The organism is Acidisoma sibiricum (assembly GCF_057837225.1).
Map to the genome: position 1 here is coordinate 329,929 of NZ_CM174445.1, position 13,046 is coordinate 342,974.

Consider the following 13,046-nt stretch of genomic DNA (forward strand, 5'->3'; position numbering starts at 1 on the left):
TCAGCGCCTCCGCTGCTTGGTCCATTTCTTGACCAGCATCTCCCGCTTCAGGCGGGACAGACGCTGTATCCAGAAGATGCCATCCAATTGGTCAATCTCATGCTGCAGGCAGACGGCCAGCAGTCCCTCTGCCTCTTCAGTATGGGTGGCGCCGGCCAGATCCTGATAGGTCACCCTTACGCGCGCGGGGCGCAGAACGGTCTCGGCGGCGCCGGGCATGGAAATGCTGCCTTCCTCATGCGCCTGGGCGTCGTCCGATTGCCAGGCAATCTCGGGATTGACGTAAATGCGGACCGTGCCTGGTGACAGTTCAAGCACGGTGACCCGCCAAGCCTCGCCGATATGCGGACCGGTAATGCCGATGCCGGGGGCCGCACGCATGGTGTCAAGCAGGTCCTCCGACAGTGTTTTCAGCTGCTCGTCAAAGACCGTGACGCGCCTTGCGGCCTGGCGCAGACGCGGGTCGGGAAAGGTCACGATGTCACGAAGGCTCATAACACTGTGCTATCCCAAAACCGCCTGGGCCTGAAGCCGTCCGCCAAGGCAGAAGGACGGTGGTCTAATGCGCCAATCGCCCGACGACAGACCCCGGCTCCACAACGCCGTTCGACTCGGTCAAAATCGTGATGCGGCCCGCGGCCGGGGCCATGATTTCATGCAAGGCGCTTTCAATGCGGACTTCCGCGACCTTTTGACCGGAGGCGACATCCGCGCCGCTGGCCACATACCAGCGTTCCAGAATGCCCTCGGGCAGCATGCTGTTGCGCCACAGGTCTTCATGCAAACTGATATCGGTCATATGACTCTCCCGGTTTTTTCTTAGGAAATAGACTAGGTCATTCCGAGACCGGACTCATTGACCAGGATCAACGCCGCACGGCTGCCTGCCGGACGGCCGCGGCAAGCCGGCCGACTGCCTCCACCAGTTCGGTCGGATTCATGCTGGCAAAACCCAGCCGCGCGCCAGCGGCTGCCCCGTCGCCGCCGGAGGAAAACGCGGCACCCGGCGTAAACCCCACACCAAGCTTCTGGGCCGCCGCGGCAATCGCCACCGGATCAAGCCCGCCGGCGAAGCGCGCCCAGATCGCAAGTCCGCCCAGTGGCAAGGAAAATTCGACGGCATCGGGCAACTGCGCTCGCAGCGCCTCGGCCAGGCAGCCACGCCGCTCGGCATAGACCCGCAGCACCTTGCGGGTATGGCTTTTCACTGCGCCGCTCGTCATCAGCTCGGCCGCCGCCAGTTCGGTGACCGGATCGCCCTGACGGTCGATCAGCATGATTTCTCCGGCCGCGCGCGCGATCGCGGCCTCGGCCGCGACCAGATAGCCGATGCGCAGGCTGGGGGAGAGCAGCTTCGACAGCGAGCCGATGTAAAGCAGCTTGCCCCAGCCGTGCAGGCTGGCCATCGGCAGCATCGGCCGATGGGCAAAGTGAAACTCGTGATCGTAATCATCTTCGACGATGGCGAAGCCGAATTGCTCCGCAAGTGCGAGTAGCCGAATGCGCCGCTCCGGGGGCATCAGGACCGTCGTCGGAAACTGGTGATGCGGCGTGACATAGACGGCACGCACCCGTTGCCGGCGGCAGCAGGCTTCCAGCTCATCCACGCGCATGCCCTGGTCATCCAGTCCGACACTGAGGATGGTGGCACCGGCCGCGCGAAACGCCTCCCGCGCGGGCGGGTAGGTCAGCCGTTCCACCACAACAGCATCGCCGGGCTCGGCCACTAGGCGGGCGGACAGATAGATGCCCATCTGGCTGCCGCGCGTCAGGCAGATATTGTCTGGTCCGCATTCCAGCCCGCGATCCTGCTTCAGCATCTCGGCCACCGCCTGGCGAAGGGCGAGGCTGCCGCGCGGATCGCCGTAACCCAGCCTGTTGTGGCGGGATGCATCCAGCAGAACCCGCCGATAGGTTCGCGCCAGCAGCTCCGCCGGCATCAGCCTGGTGTCCGGCGCGCCATCATCGAAGACGAGCTGGCCCGGCCGCGGCAGCATCAGCGGCAGGTCGGGCGCCTTGCGGCGCAGGGTGAATTCCGGCGCCTGCACGGACGGCACGGACACGGATGATGCCACCGGACCGATGGCCGGAAGCAACGCTGAGACAAACGTGCCGCGCGTCGCCTCGGCAGTCAGCCAGCCCTGCGCCACCATCTCATCATAGGCCTGCTCGACGGTCTTGCGGTTGACGCCAAGCTGGGAAGCAAGGCGGCGGGTACCGGGCAAAGCGCTGCCGGAGGCCAGTCGGCCGCGGCGAATAGCTTCGATCAGCGCATGGGAGATCTGGAGATAGGCAGGCGTCGGCCCGTCTCGGTTGATCAGAATCTGCAAATGCCAGGGCCGAAGCATGTGAACCTCAACTGGACCAGCCAAGTTCCCAAAACTGGATGTTCCATACCATCCACCACCACCCTAGCTTCGGCAACAGACTTAATGGGCACAGAACCCAAATTCCGGGCAGGCTACGCTGAAGTCTTACGGCGCCACCTCATGACAACGGACCGCACTGATGCGGCCCGCTTCGAAAGGATGACGCCCATGGTATCGCCAATGCCCGCCATGCGGGCGCTGAAGGCCAATTGCCTTGGCCCCTATGAGTTGCTGGCGCAAAATATTGCGCTCATCTCGCCGACCATGACCGCCGCCTTGATTATCCCTGTGATGTATTCCAACACCGGGAATTGGAGCTGGCTGTCCTATGCGCTCGGCACTGTCATGCTGCTGTTCGTGGCATTCAGCCTCAACCAATTCGCCTCGCGCTCGGCGAGCTCGGGCTCCATGTATGGCTATATCCGCCGCGGACTTGGCAATAACGCGGGCGGCATCGGCGGCTGGTCCCTGATCTGGGCCTATATCGGCATCTCTGTCGCCGGCGCCACGGGCTTTGCGATTTTTGCCGGCGCGCTGCTCGGCATGATCGGCATCCATGCGCCGGCCGTTCTGCTGTTTGCCGTCTGCGTCGCCGTCTCCGGCTATTGCGCCTGGAAGAATGTCACCCTCTCGGCCAAGGTCATGCTGATCTTCGAGGGCGTCTCGATGACGCTGATCACCATTCTCTGCCTCATCGCGCTTGGGATGCACGGTTTCACGGTCGATCCGACGCAGGTCGATACCGCGCATCTTCCCTTGTCCAACCTCGGTCTTGGCGTTGTCGTCGCCATCTTCAGCCTGGTCGGGTTTGAATCCGCCACCGCTTTCGGGGATGAAGCGCGCGATCCGCTGAAATCCATTCCCCGTTCGGTCTGGCTCAGCCTTGTCATCGCGGGCGCTTTTTTCGTCTTCGTCACCTATGTCATGGTGCAGACGACGCATGGCTATAAGACGACGCTGGATCAGATCGATGCGCCGCTGAACGTCATGGCGCAGCTGGTGCATCTGCCCTTCCTGCAAGCACCGCTCTCCGCCTGCGCGATGATCAGCTTCTTCGCCCTCAACCTGTCCTGCCTCAATGCCGGCGGGCGCGTCATCTACTCCATGGGTCAGCAAGGTCTGTTCCATAGCGCCACGGCCGATTCTCATGCCAGGAACGAAACACCGCATGTCGCCGTCATCATCATGGGCGGGATCTCATTTCTGGCGCCGACGATCAGCGTCCTGCGCGGCATGGCGCCGCTGGATGTTTTCAACGATGCCGGCACGCTGGCGGCCTTCGGCTTTCTGCTGCCCTATATTCTGGTCTCGATCGCGGCCCCGGTCTATCTGAAGTCGATCGGCGCGTTCAAACCCTGGCATCTCGCGCTTGCCGCCGCATCGCTCATACTTCTGACGATCCCGACCGTCGGCAGCGTCTATCCTGTGCCGCCGGCCCCGGTGAAGTATTTCCCGTATCTGTTCCTGGCCTACCTCATTATCGGCGGTGCCTGGATCAAATTCCGCCATAGCCGTCTCCCCGCCAGCGGATTCGCGCCTGAGTTGATGGGTCACCAGGATGCCTGACGCTATGACTCGCGTGACCATCCTGCTCGACGGCCAACCCGTCGCGGCGGAATGCGGAGAGACGCTGCTCTCCGCATTCCGCCGGGCGGAGAGTGGCATCCGCAGCATCTGCGGCGGGCGCTGCGCCTGCGGCACCTGTCGCGTCGTCGTGGCTGCCGATTGGACGATGCGGCTGCCCGCGCCGTCCCGCAATGAAGCCCGCCTGTTGGGGGTCCTGCCCGGCGCAGGACCCGGCCATAGGCTTGCCTGCCAGATCACGCTGAATGAGCAGTCGGAGGGGCTCTCCTTCCGTCTAGACACGCCACCCACACGCCCGCGGGTGACGACCTCAGACCCGTCACATATGGAGACACCCTCATGAATGACCTGATCGATCAACAGACTGCGCTGGAAGCGGTCGGTCCCGCCTTCGCGAAGGAGACCATGCTCAAAGTCCGGGGCATGACGCGCAAAACCATCCATGCCATTGCCGCACGGGTAAAGCCGGGGATGGTGGAGGAAGACGCGGTCGAAATGGCCAAGGACATTCTCGGCGAGCAAGAGATGGTACGCGGCTGGCACGATGTTTATGTGCGTTTCGGCTCCAATACGCTGAAGACCTTCGGCGCTGCGTCCGATCCGGGCATCGTGCTGAAGGAGACGGATATCTTCCTGATCGATATCGGTCCGGTCTGGCAGGAATGGGAAGGTGACGGGGGCGATACCTTTACCGTCGGCGACAATGCCGACATGGCACGCTGCGCGCGCGATGCCCGTGCGCTCTTCCACACGGTGCGCCGCAAATGGGAGACCGACAAAGCCAGCGGCAAGGTTTTGTATGATTTCGCCGCGGCCGAGGCCCGTGCGCTCGGATGGGAACTGAACCTTGACCTGTCAGGGCACCGGCTGTCCGATTTTCCCCATGCGGCGATCTATGATGGGCCGATGATGGATGTGGACTTCACACCCTCGCCGCTGCTCTGGGTGCTCGAAATCCATATCCGCCATCCGACCGACGGCTACGGCGCCTTCTATGAAGATATGCTGCTCGACGACAGCTATTTTCCTGATTTCAAGGGCTGAGCGCCGCTTGTGCCGTGCGCCGCTACGGCGCGCGGCTGCCGGCCGTTCCAATATCCCGCCAGAAGCGAGCCTGAGATATTGTGCCAGACCGAAAAGATCGCACCCGGCAGGGCTGCAAGCGGCGTGAAATAGACCTTGCCCAAAGTCGCCGCGAGACCGGAATTCTGCATACCGACCTCAAAAGCCAGCGTGCGGCAGATGCTTTCGTCGAAGCCGAGCAGCCGGCCGCCCCAGTAGCCGCCCGCATAGCCGATGCCGTTATGCAGAACGACGGCCAGGAAGACGATCGGCCCGACCGTGGCGATGGCGCCAGCCGTGCCCGCGACCACGGCCGCGATAATCAGCAGGATCGCCGCCATCGAGACCAGCGGCAGGATCGGCTCCACCCGCCGCACCAGACCATGCGCCACGACATTGACGAAGACGCCCAGCGCCACGGGCACCAGGACGATGCGAACGATGCTGAGCAGCAGGCCCATCACATTCACTTCGATACCGTGGGCCACATAGAGCCGCACCAGCAGCGGTGTCGCGATGACACCGACGAGGGTGGAGACGGCGCTGATCGTCACCGACAGCGCGACATCACCCCCCGCCAGATAGACCATGACGGTGGAGGAGGTGCCGCTCGCGACCGAGCCGACCAGCACCATGCCGACCGCCAGCTGCGGCGGCAGGCCCAGGATCTTGGCGATCACAAAGGCCGCCAGCGGCATGATGATGTAATGCAGCACGAGGCCGGCCGCGACTGGCGCCGGCTCCCGCGCGACACGCCGGAAATCAGCCGGGGTGAGGGTCACGCCCATGGCGAACATGATGATGCCCAGCAGCAGTGTGACCCAGGGCAGGATCGGCTTGAAGGTGGGCGGCATCAGGAAGGCCGCGACCGCGATCAGCAAGGCCCAAAGCGGGAACAGGCGGGTGACCAAACGCATGACGCAGTGTCTCCGGTCGTGAGCGATGCTTCAGGACCGAAGCGACGCACGGCAAGGGGGGGAAGATTGTGTCGCCTATCGCGTTTCTTCAGACAGGAAAATAGCCGAAACCGCCGATCTGCTTTTTCTTTCAGTGAGAGTGGTGACGATGCGGAGCAGCGGCCATCACGGACTTTGTCTTCGCCGCCTGATGGCCGCAGCAAGGGCGCGGCGCCATCTGCATCGGATTGCGCTTCGCCAGAATAACGGCGCCCACAGCCACCAGCCCGAACAGGATGTTTAGCCAGAAGGTATAATTGATTGAGACATGCTCCATCGCAGCGACCGCATGCGGATTGCGCGCCGGTATCCAACCCAGGCCGTTGAAGGCCAGATCCATAATTAGCGCCGCGATCACCATCGTTGCGTAAAAGACGCCGCCGATATAGGCGGCCATCTTCCAGCCATAGGTGCGCCGATAGACATCAAGCAAGGGCAGCACGATGAGGTCAGCGAAGAGGAAAGCCAGCACACCGCCGAAGCTGACGCCCGATCCCCACAGGATCGCCGCCATGGGTACATTGCCGATGGAGCAGACGAAGGAGAGCATGGCGACGATCGGCCCGAGCAGGGCATTGGCCGGCACCTGAATCCAGGGGCTTGCCCCTTTGATGAAAAGCGCCTGCCACAGGCCATCGGGCACCAAGGCGCCCAGGGCGCCCGCAATGACGAAGCCGAGGACGATGTCCTTCCACAGCATCTTCCAGTCCATGACGAAGCTGTGGGACGCGTGAACCCAGGTCTGACGCCGCCCAAGCTTCTGCCCGAGGCTACCAGCCGCCTCGGCCATATCCCCATGATCATGGGCATGGCCGCCGGCTTCCGGGAATTTCCGCGCTTCCTCGACGAGCTTCGCCGGGTAGGTGAGCTTGACGATGAGTGCCAGGACCGCGATCAGCCCGACGCCGCCGATCCACTCGCCCGCCATGAACTGCCAGCCCATCAGCAGCAGCAGCACGACACCAAGTTCGATGACGAGATTGGTCGAAGCGAAGAGGAAAGCCAGGCTCGGCACCAGCGCCGCGCCCCGCTTGAACAGGGTGCGGCTGATGGCAGCGGAGGCATAGGAGCAGCTGGAACTCGCCGCCCCTGCTAGCGTCGCGAGCGTAATCTCCCGCAGCCCGTTGCGGCCCAGCGCCTTCTGCATCCCATTCTTGGAGACGAGGGTCTGCAAAAGCGCCGAAATGGCGAAGCCGAGGACAAGGCTCCAGCCCACCTGCCACGCCATGCCGAAGGCGAGCATGCCCGCCTGTTCGAGATCCATCAGCACTCTGTCCATCGACCGCCTCCCGCCTTACGCACCGGAGAGCGGGCCAGCCGCAATCCCTCACTACGCACGACAGGCAGGCTAGACCTTTCCAACATGGGAAGGTCTAGCCTTTCATTCGGCCGATAATGCTCAGGCAGCCATGCTCCGCGCGAAGTCATCGGCATTGCGGATCGCATCCGCCGACACGGTCATGCGGGCGAGATCGAGATCATAGCGAAGCTGCAGATTCAGCCAGAATTCTGGCGAGGTCGCGAAAGCATGGCCCAGCAGAATGGCAGTCTCGCCCGTGATCCGCCTTGTGCCATTGATGATGGCCGTCACGCGATTGGTTGGAATGCCCAGGTTTTGCGCCAGCTTGTTGGCGCTGATGCCATGCGCCTGCAGAAACTCTTCCTTCAGAATTTCGCCAGGATGGATCAGCAAGGTCTTGTCCATCGCAACACCTTCTCAATGGTAATCGACAATTTCGACATCGGTGACACCGTCACCTGCCCATACAAAGCAGAGGCGGTACTGATCGTTCACTCTAATGGAATGCTGACCCAGCCGATCCCGCCTGAGCGCTTCGAGCCGGTTGCCTGGCGGAGAACGGAGATCATCCAGGCTTCGGGCCGCATCGAGCATCAGCAATTTCCGGCGCGCCACACGCTCGAATGGCTTCCAGGCCGGATCGCCTGCACGGCCTTCCAAGAGATCCTGCAGGAATTTCGAGCGAAAACTCTTGATCATGCCGGAAAGCAAGATGGCGTGTATTACGTCTTACGTCAAACGTAAAATACTCCATCTTGCGACTACTCAGCCGTTCAGCGCCTTCACACCCACTAGTCCTGCCAGGAAGGGGAAAACATCGGGCGCGCCCGCGGCCAGCGGCCGGCCTGTCCACATGCCATCATCGGCCAGGAAGTCGCTGACGACACCACCGGCCGCTTCGATGATGCAGAGTGCCGCGAGGCAGTCCCAGGAATTGATGTGCTGCTCGACATAGCCCACCAGCCGGCCGCAGGCGACGTCACACAGCATCAGCGCGCCGGACCCATTGCGAAAGAACATGCCGCCCTCGTTGAGCACGGCTTCCAGCAGCGGCAGGAATTTCTGCGGCGGAATGCGCGCCGAATGGCCCATGCCCATCAACCCGTCGGTGATCCGGGCGTTGGGGCGGACGTGGATCGGCTTGCCGTTCAGCGTGGCACCCTGACCACGGCGGGCAATGAAAACTTCGTGGCGCGCGGGCGCGGCCACGAAGCCGAGTTCGGTGCGTCCGTCGAGTACGAAGGCGATGGAGACGCACCAGTTCGGCATATTGCTGACGAAGGGCTGCGTGCCGTCGATGGGATCGACCACCCAGATGCCCCGCGCACCATCGACGGCCTCCGTGCGGCCGGTCTCCTCGCCCAGAAAGGCGTCTTCCGGGAAGGAAGCGGCCAGACGGTCACGGATCAGGATTTCCGTATTGAGGTCGGCCTCGCTCGCCATGTCCTGCGGGCCCTTGCTTTTGATCGTCAGCGTGCCGAGGCTCTGGAAATAGCCCAGGGCCAGCGCCGCCGCCTCCTCCACCAGACGCGTGCCGAAGGCGAAACGGGCATCAAGATCAAAATCCGTCATGTGTTCTCTTTCGTGGACGATGCAGATCAGCGGCTCAGGCTTCACGCCACAGCCAGGCGGCGCCGCGCACGCCGCTGCTGTCGCCATGCACGGCACGGCGGATCGGGGTGTGAAATACGGTGGAGAAAGTATAGCGCGCCAGGACGTCCGGCAGGTCACGATACAGTTCGTCGACATTCGACATGCCGCCGCCCATCACGAAGATATCGGGGTCGAGCGCATTGACGACGAGAGACAGTCCCCGCGCCACACGGTCTACGTAGCGCTGCCAGATCAGTCCGGCGAGCCGGTCGCCGTCCCGCATTTTCTGGATGATTCCGGGCGTCGTGATGGTCTCGGGGTCCATGTCTGGCGGTGCGTGTCGTAGGTAATCGGCGCGGAAGGCGCGGCCGGAAACCCAGGTCTCCATGCAGCCATGCTTGCCACAATAGCACGGCGTGCCGGGGAGTTCGGTCAGGTTTGGCATCGGCAGCGGGTTATGGCCCCATTCGCCGGCACTATTATTGGGGCCGTGATGGGCGCGGCCGCCAACCGCGATACCGGCGCCCGCCCCGGTGCCCAGGATGACGGCGAAAACGACATTGAACCCGGCCCCGGCGCCATCCACCGCTTCGGATGCCGCCAGACAATCGGCGTCATTCTCGACCCGGATCTCCCGCCCCAGCACGCGACGCAAATCGGCCTCAACCGGCCGTCCCAGCAGCCAGGTGGAACTCGCACCTTTACCCAGCCGCGATTTCGGCTCCAGCGAGCCGGGAATGCCGATGCCGAGCGTGCCGGTGCCACCGGCCTCCGTCTCCAGCCGCGCCACCAGATCGGCGATAACGGTGAGGCAGCCCTCATAATCATGGCGCGGCGTGTCGGCGCGTAGCCTGGCGATCTGCTCCCCGGCCGGCGTCATGGCGATGCCTTCGATCTTGGTGCCACCCCAGTCGATGCCGATCAGCATGATCTTCCGTTTCCCGCAATCGGACGCGTCTTGATGCGCGCGCCTTGATCAGCACTTATGCCGCGCGGCAGCACAGCTGTCATCCCGTCAGCGAAGCGCCGATGATGCTTGAGGCGGGCAGCCCCATCCGCTAGGCAACCAGCATGGTCACAACCCAGTTTCTGCCCCATGCCACCATCCATCTGCACCGGCATGATTTGCCGCCCGATCTCGATCTTGGGTCCTCCATCGCCGTCGATACCGAGACCATGGGGCTAGACCCACGGCGTGACCGGCTGTGCCTGATCCAGCTTTCGGCCGGCGACGGACAGGCCCATCTGGTCCAGCTCATCCCCGAGGCTCTCGGCGGCCGCGGCTATGACTGTCCCAATCTGAAGGCCATGCTGGCCGATCCGGCCCGTCTGAAACTGATGCATTTCGCGCGCTTCGATGTCGGCATCCTGTTCCATGCCCTCGGCATCAAGGCCTCGCCCGTCATCTGCACGAAAATCGCCGCGAAGCTGGTTCGTACCTTCACCGAGCGGCATGGCCTGCGCGACCTCTGCCGGGAATTGCTGGGCGTCGATATTTCCAAGCAGCAGCAAACCAGCGACTGGGGCAACCCCGAACTGACGCCGGAGCAGCTGGCCTACGCGGCGTCGGACGTGCTGTATCTGCACGCGCTCTGGGCAAGGCTCGAAGCCTTGCTGATCCGCGAAAACCGGCGTGATCTGGCGCAGGCCTGCTTCGAGTTCCTGCCCGCCCGCTGCGAACTGGACCTTCTGGGCTATGACGAGCCTGACATCTTCGCCCATCGGGGCTGAGCCCGGCGCGGCTCGCACCCGGGACACGATGTGCTAAACTCGATCCTCTCCTAAGACCGGGACACGGCCATGACCGACCTTGATTATCAGGCTTTTGAAGCGACCCCCGTCACGAACGATCCCTATAGTCATATCCTTGTTGAGAATTTCGTATTGCCGGAGACGCTGGCCGCCGTCGTCAGCGAATTGCCCAAGCTCAGCAAGGGCGGCTCCTTCCCGATCGATTCGCTCCGCCTCGGGCCGCATGCCAAGGCCCTGATGGAAGAGCTGGAAGGCCCCCGCTTCCGCGACGCCGTGGCCCGCAAATTCGGCCTCAATCTGGACGGCGCGCCGACCATGGTGACGCTGCGCGGTGCATCCCGCGAAAAGGACGGCCGCATCCATTGCGACAGCACCACCAAGCGGGTCACGATCCTGCTCTATCTGAACCCCGAGACCGAGGCCTGGGCGCGGCGCGAAGGCTGCCTGCGCCTGCTGCGCGGCCCGGACGATATCGAGGATTACGTCCGGGAAGTGCCGCCTGTGAATGGCACGCTGCTGGTCTTCCCTAATGGCCCCACCACCTGGCACGGCCATAAGCAGTTCGTCGGCCAGCGCTACGTCATCCAGCTCAATTATATGACGACGGACGCGACCGCGCGGTCCGAAATGCGCCGCCACAAAATCTCGGCCTTCATCAAGCGCCTAACCTCGGCCGCCGCGTGAGCGAAGAGAGCCCCATTCGCGATATCGCGGAGACGGTTCTCTCTCACGACAAATACCTCCTCCGCCGCCTCGATTTCGAGCAGCGGCGGCAGGACGGCACTTGGCAGCCCCTGCGGCGGGAGGTCTATGACCACGGCAATGCAGCCGCCCTGCTGCCGTACGATCCCGCCCGCGGCACGGTGCTTCTCGTCCGCCAGATCCGCTTCGTCACCTATCTAAACGGATATCCGCATCCCATGCTGGAAGTCTGCGCGGGCATGCTGGACAAGGACGACCCGGAAACCGCGATTATCCGTGAAGCCGAGGAGGAGCTGGGCTATCGCATCACCCGCCCGCTTCATGTCTTCGACGCTTTCATGAGCCCCGGCTGCTTTACGGAGAAGATTTCGTTTTTCACGGCCGTCTATTCCGAGCGTGACCGCACCGGAAACGGCGGCGGTCTGAAAGCCGAAGGCGAAGATATCGAGGTCGTGGAAATGCCGCTCGACGCAGCGGTCAGGCTGATCACCTCAGGTGGTATCGTCGATGCCAAGACAATCATGCTGCTGCAATGGGCAAAGTTGAACGGGGTCGAAGACCCGCGTCGCTGAACTGTCTTGTTGGTCCTCGTAAGACAATGCCGCAAACCAAGACAGCACTGATGGCCGATTAGCCAGTAGCGTTAGTGACCTGCCGCACGCGGGCAAATAATAGCAGCGATGAAACGCCTTGGTCCCCGCGGCATGTGTCTCCTGCTGCAACATCTTCACAGTCTTCTGATGATCGGCTTCACACCCAGCCATCACGTCAGCGCGACAAACGCTGTGTGTATCCGGGCGCATCACCATCCTTAGCCCACGGCCTGATCAGGTCACGAGAGCGGCTCTTCCGAATGAGCGCTCGATCGGCACGCACGCAAAGGATTATGGAATGGCCTATGTCCAAACGCAGGACGGCACATCGCTGCACGTCAAGGATACCGGATCGGGACAGCCGGTCGTGCTCATTCATGGCTGGCCGCTGACCGGCGATATGTTCGAATATCAGACTTTGGCCCTCCTTGAGGCCGGCTATCGCGTCATCACCTATGACCGGCGCGGCTTCGGCCTCTCCGGCCATCCCATCGGCCCGTACGACTATAACACCTTGGCCGATGATCTGGCGACGGTTCTGGAGACGCAGAATGTCACAGGGGCCACGCTTCTCGGCTTCTCGATGGGCGGTGGCGAGGTCGCTCGCTATCTCAGCCGGCATGGTACCAGTCGGATTGCTAAGGCTGTCCTCGTATCATCCGTAGCACCTTATCTGCTGAAGTCTGACTCCAATCCACATGGCGTTGATGAATCCGTCTTCGATGAGATGATTGCCAATATCCGCAGGGATCGCTTTGATTTCCTGCAGACCTTTGGCAAGGAGTTCTATGGGGTCAGCCTCGTCTCTCGCACGGTAAGCTCTGCGCTTCTTGACTGGACATTCCTGCTGGCCATCATGGCGAGCCCCAAGGCGACGATCGATTGCGTGACCGCCTTCGGTAAAACGGATTTCCGCGGCGATATGGCTGCCTTTACCATTCCGACCCTTATCATTCATGGCACCGGCGACAAGACCGTGCCGATTGATGCCACCGGCCGCGCAGCGGCAGCCGCAATCCCGCATGCGACCTTCATCGAATATGAGGGCGAACCGCATGGCCTTTTTGCCACCGCGCCGGAACGGCTGAACGCCGATCTGCTCGACTTTCTTGCGCGCTAATCGCAAATACCAAAA

The 13,046-nt window shown here is 62.7% G+C and carries 16 protein-coding genes; 8 read left to right on the forward strand and 8 right to left on the reverse strand.

The genetic code is table 11. The features are described from left to right. The 3 genes from AC3G7M_RS01570 to pdxR all read right to left on the reverse strand — a co-directional run bounded on the left by AC3G7M_RS01570 (position 1) and on the right by pdxR (position 2,348). A complete protein-coding gene (locus tag AC3G7M_RS01570) occupies positions 1-495 on the reverse strand; it encodes a peptide deformylase (RefSeq protein ID WP_489213992.1) in 495 nt (164 codons plus the stop codon). A 64-nt stretch (positions 496-559) separates the two neighbouring features. Further along, positions 560-799: a lipoyl domain-containing protein gene (locus tag AC3G7M_RS01575; RefSeq protein WP_489213993.1), complete on the reverse strand. Its 240-nt coding sequence runs from the start codon at positions 797-799 to the stop codon at positions 560-562. Positions 800-866: 67 nt separating this feature from the next. After that, positions 867-2,348 (reverse strand): MocR-like pyridoxine biosynthesis transcription factor PdxR, encoded by a 1,482-nt coding sequence (gene pdxR, locus AC3G7M_RS01580; protein WP_489213994.1) that lies wholly within the window; start codon positions 2,346-2,348, stop codon positions 867-869. Between the two features lie 189 nt (positions 2,349-2,537). On the opposite strand from pdxR, the gene AC3G7M_RS01585 reads away from it, so the two are divergent. From AC3G7M_RS01585 to AC3G7M_RS01595, 3 genes are read left to right on the forward strand one after another with little or no spacing between them, the layout of a single operon-like run. Further along, positions 2,538-3,935 (forward strand): APC family permease, encoded by a 1,398-nt coding sequence (locus tag AC3G7M_RS01585; RefSeq protein WP_489213995.1) that lies wholly within the window; start codon positions 2,538-2,540, stop codon positions 3,933-3,935. Positions 3,936-3,939: 4 nt separating this feature from the next. Then, a complete protein-coding gene (locus AC3G7M_RS01590; RefSeq protein ID WP_489213996.1) occupies positions 3,940-4,296 on the forward strand; it encodes a 2Fe-2S iron-sulfur cluster-binding protein in 357 nt (118 codons plus the stop codon). Then, positions 4,293-4,997 carry a M24 family metallopeptidase gene (locus tag AC3G7M_RS01595; protein WP_489213997.1) on the forward strand — a complete coding sequence of 235 codons (705 nt, stop codon included), beginning with the start codon at positions 4,293-4,295 and terminating at the stop codon, positions 4,995-4,997. Before AC3G7M_RS01590 ends, AC3G7M_RS01595 begins: the two co-directional genes overlap by 4 nt. On the opposite strand, the gene panS is transcribed toward AC3G7M_RS01595, so the two are convergent. From panS to AC3G7M_RS01610, 3 genes are all read right to left on the reverse strand, one after another. Further along, positions 4,973-5,932, reverse strand: coding sequence for a ketopantoate/pantoate/pantothenate transporter PanS (gene panS, locus AC3G7M_RS01600; RefSeq protein ID WP_489213998.1), 960 nt, complete (start codon positions 5,930-5,932; stop codon positions 4,973-4,975). The two genes, AC3G7M_RS01595 and panS, sit on opposite strands and share 25 nt — an antisense overlap. A 130-nt stretch (positions 5,933-6,062) precedes the next feature. Beyond that, on the reverse strand, positions 6,063-7,250 hold the full coding sequence (locus AC3G7M_RS01605) for a permease (RefSeq protein WP_489213999.1): 1,188 nt from the start codon (positions 7,248-7,250) through the stop codon (positions 6,063-6,065). A gap of 120 nt (positions 7,251-7,370) precedes the next feature. Beyond that, positions 7,371-7,676 carry a HigA family addiction module antitoxin gene (locus AC3G7M_RS01610; RefSeq protein WP_489214000.1) on the reverse strand — a complete coding sequence of 102 codons (306 nt, stop codon included), beginning with the start codon at positions 7,674-7,676 and terminating at the stop codon, positions 7,371-7,373. On the opposite strand from AC3G7M_RS01610, the gene AC3G7M_RS01615 reads away from it, so the two are divergent. Then, positions 7,653-8,015, forward strand: a complete 363-nt coding sequence (locus tag AC3G7M_RS01615; RefSeq protein WP_489214001.1) for a hypothetical protein — start codon at positions 7,653-7,655, stop codon at positions 8,013-8,015. The two genes, AC3G7M_RS01610 and AC3G7M_RS01615, sit on opposite strands and share 24 nt — an antisense overlap. A gap of 21 nt (positions 8,016-8,036) precedes the next feature. On the opposite strand, the gene AC3G7M_RS01620 is transcribed toward AC3G7M_RS01615, so the two are convergent. Further along, positions 8,037-8,843 carry an inositol monophosphatase family protein gene (locus tag AC3G7M_RS01620; RefSeq protein ID WP_489214002.1) on the reverse strand — a complete coding sequence of 269 codons (807 nt, stop codon included), beginning with the start codon at positions 8,841-8,843 and terminating at the stop codon, positions 8,037-8,039. A gap of 34 nt (positions 8,844-8,877) precedes the next feature. Continuing rightward, positions 8,878-9,792 (reverse strand): ROK family protein, encoded by a 915-nt coding sequence (locus AC3G7M_RS01625; protein ID WP_489214003.1) that lies wholly within the window; start codon positions 9,790-9,792, stop codon positions 8,878-8,880. Positions 9,793-9,935: 143 nt separating this feature from the next. On the opposite strand from AC3G7M_RS01625, the gene AC3G7M_RS01630 reads away from it, so the two are divergent. The 4 genes from AC3G7M_RS01630 (at position 9,936) to AC3G7M_RS01645 (ending at position 13,031) form a co-directional block, all read left to right on the forward strand. Continuing rightward, entirely contained in the window at positions 9,936-10,595 is a 660-nt protein-coding gene (locus tag AC3G7M_RS01630; protein WP_489214004.1) for a ribonuclease D, read from the forward strand. Between the two features lie 69 nt (positions 10,596-10,664). After that, complete coding sequence (locus AC3G7M_RS01635) at positions 10,665-11,300, forward strand: 2OG-Fe(II) oxygenase family protein (protein ID WP_489214005.1); 636 nt, start codon at positions 10,665-10,667, stop codon at positions 11,298-11,300. Beyond that, positions 11,297-11,890, forward strand: a complete 594-nt coding sequence (locus tag AC3G7M_RS01640) for an NUDIX domain-containing protein (protein WP_489214006.1) — start codon at positions 11,297-11,299, stop codon at positions 11,888-11,890. Before AC3G7M_RS01635 ends, AC3G7M_RS01640 begins: the two co-directional genes overlap by 4 nt. Before the next feature lie 319 nt (positions 11,891-12,209). Further along, complete coding sequence (locus AC3G7M_RS01645; protein ID WP_489214007.1) at positions 12,210-13,031, forward strand: alpha/beta fold hydrolase; 822 nt, start codon at positions 12,210-12,212, stop codon at positions 13,029-13,031. Positions 13,032-13,046: the final 15 nt, after the last annotated feature.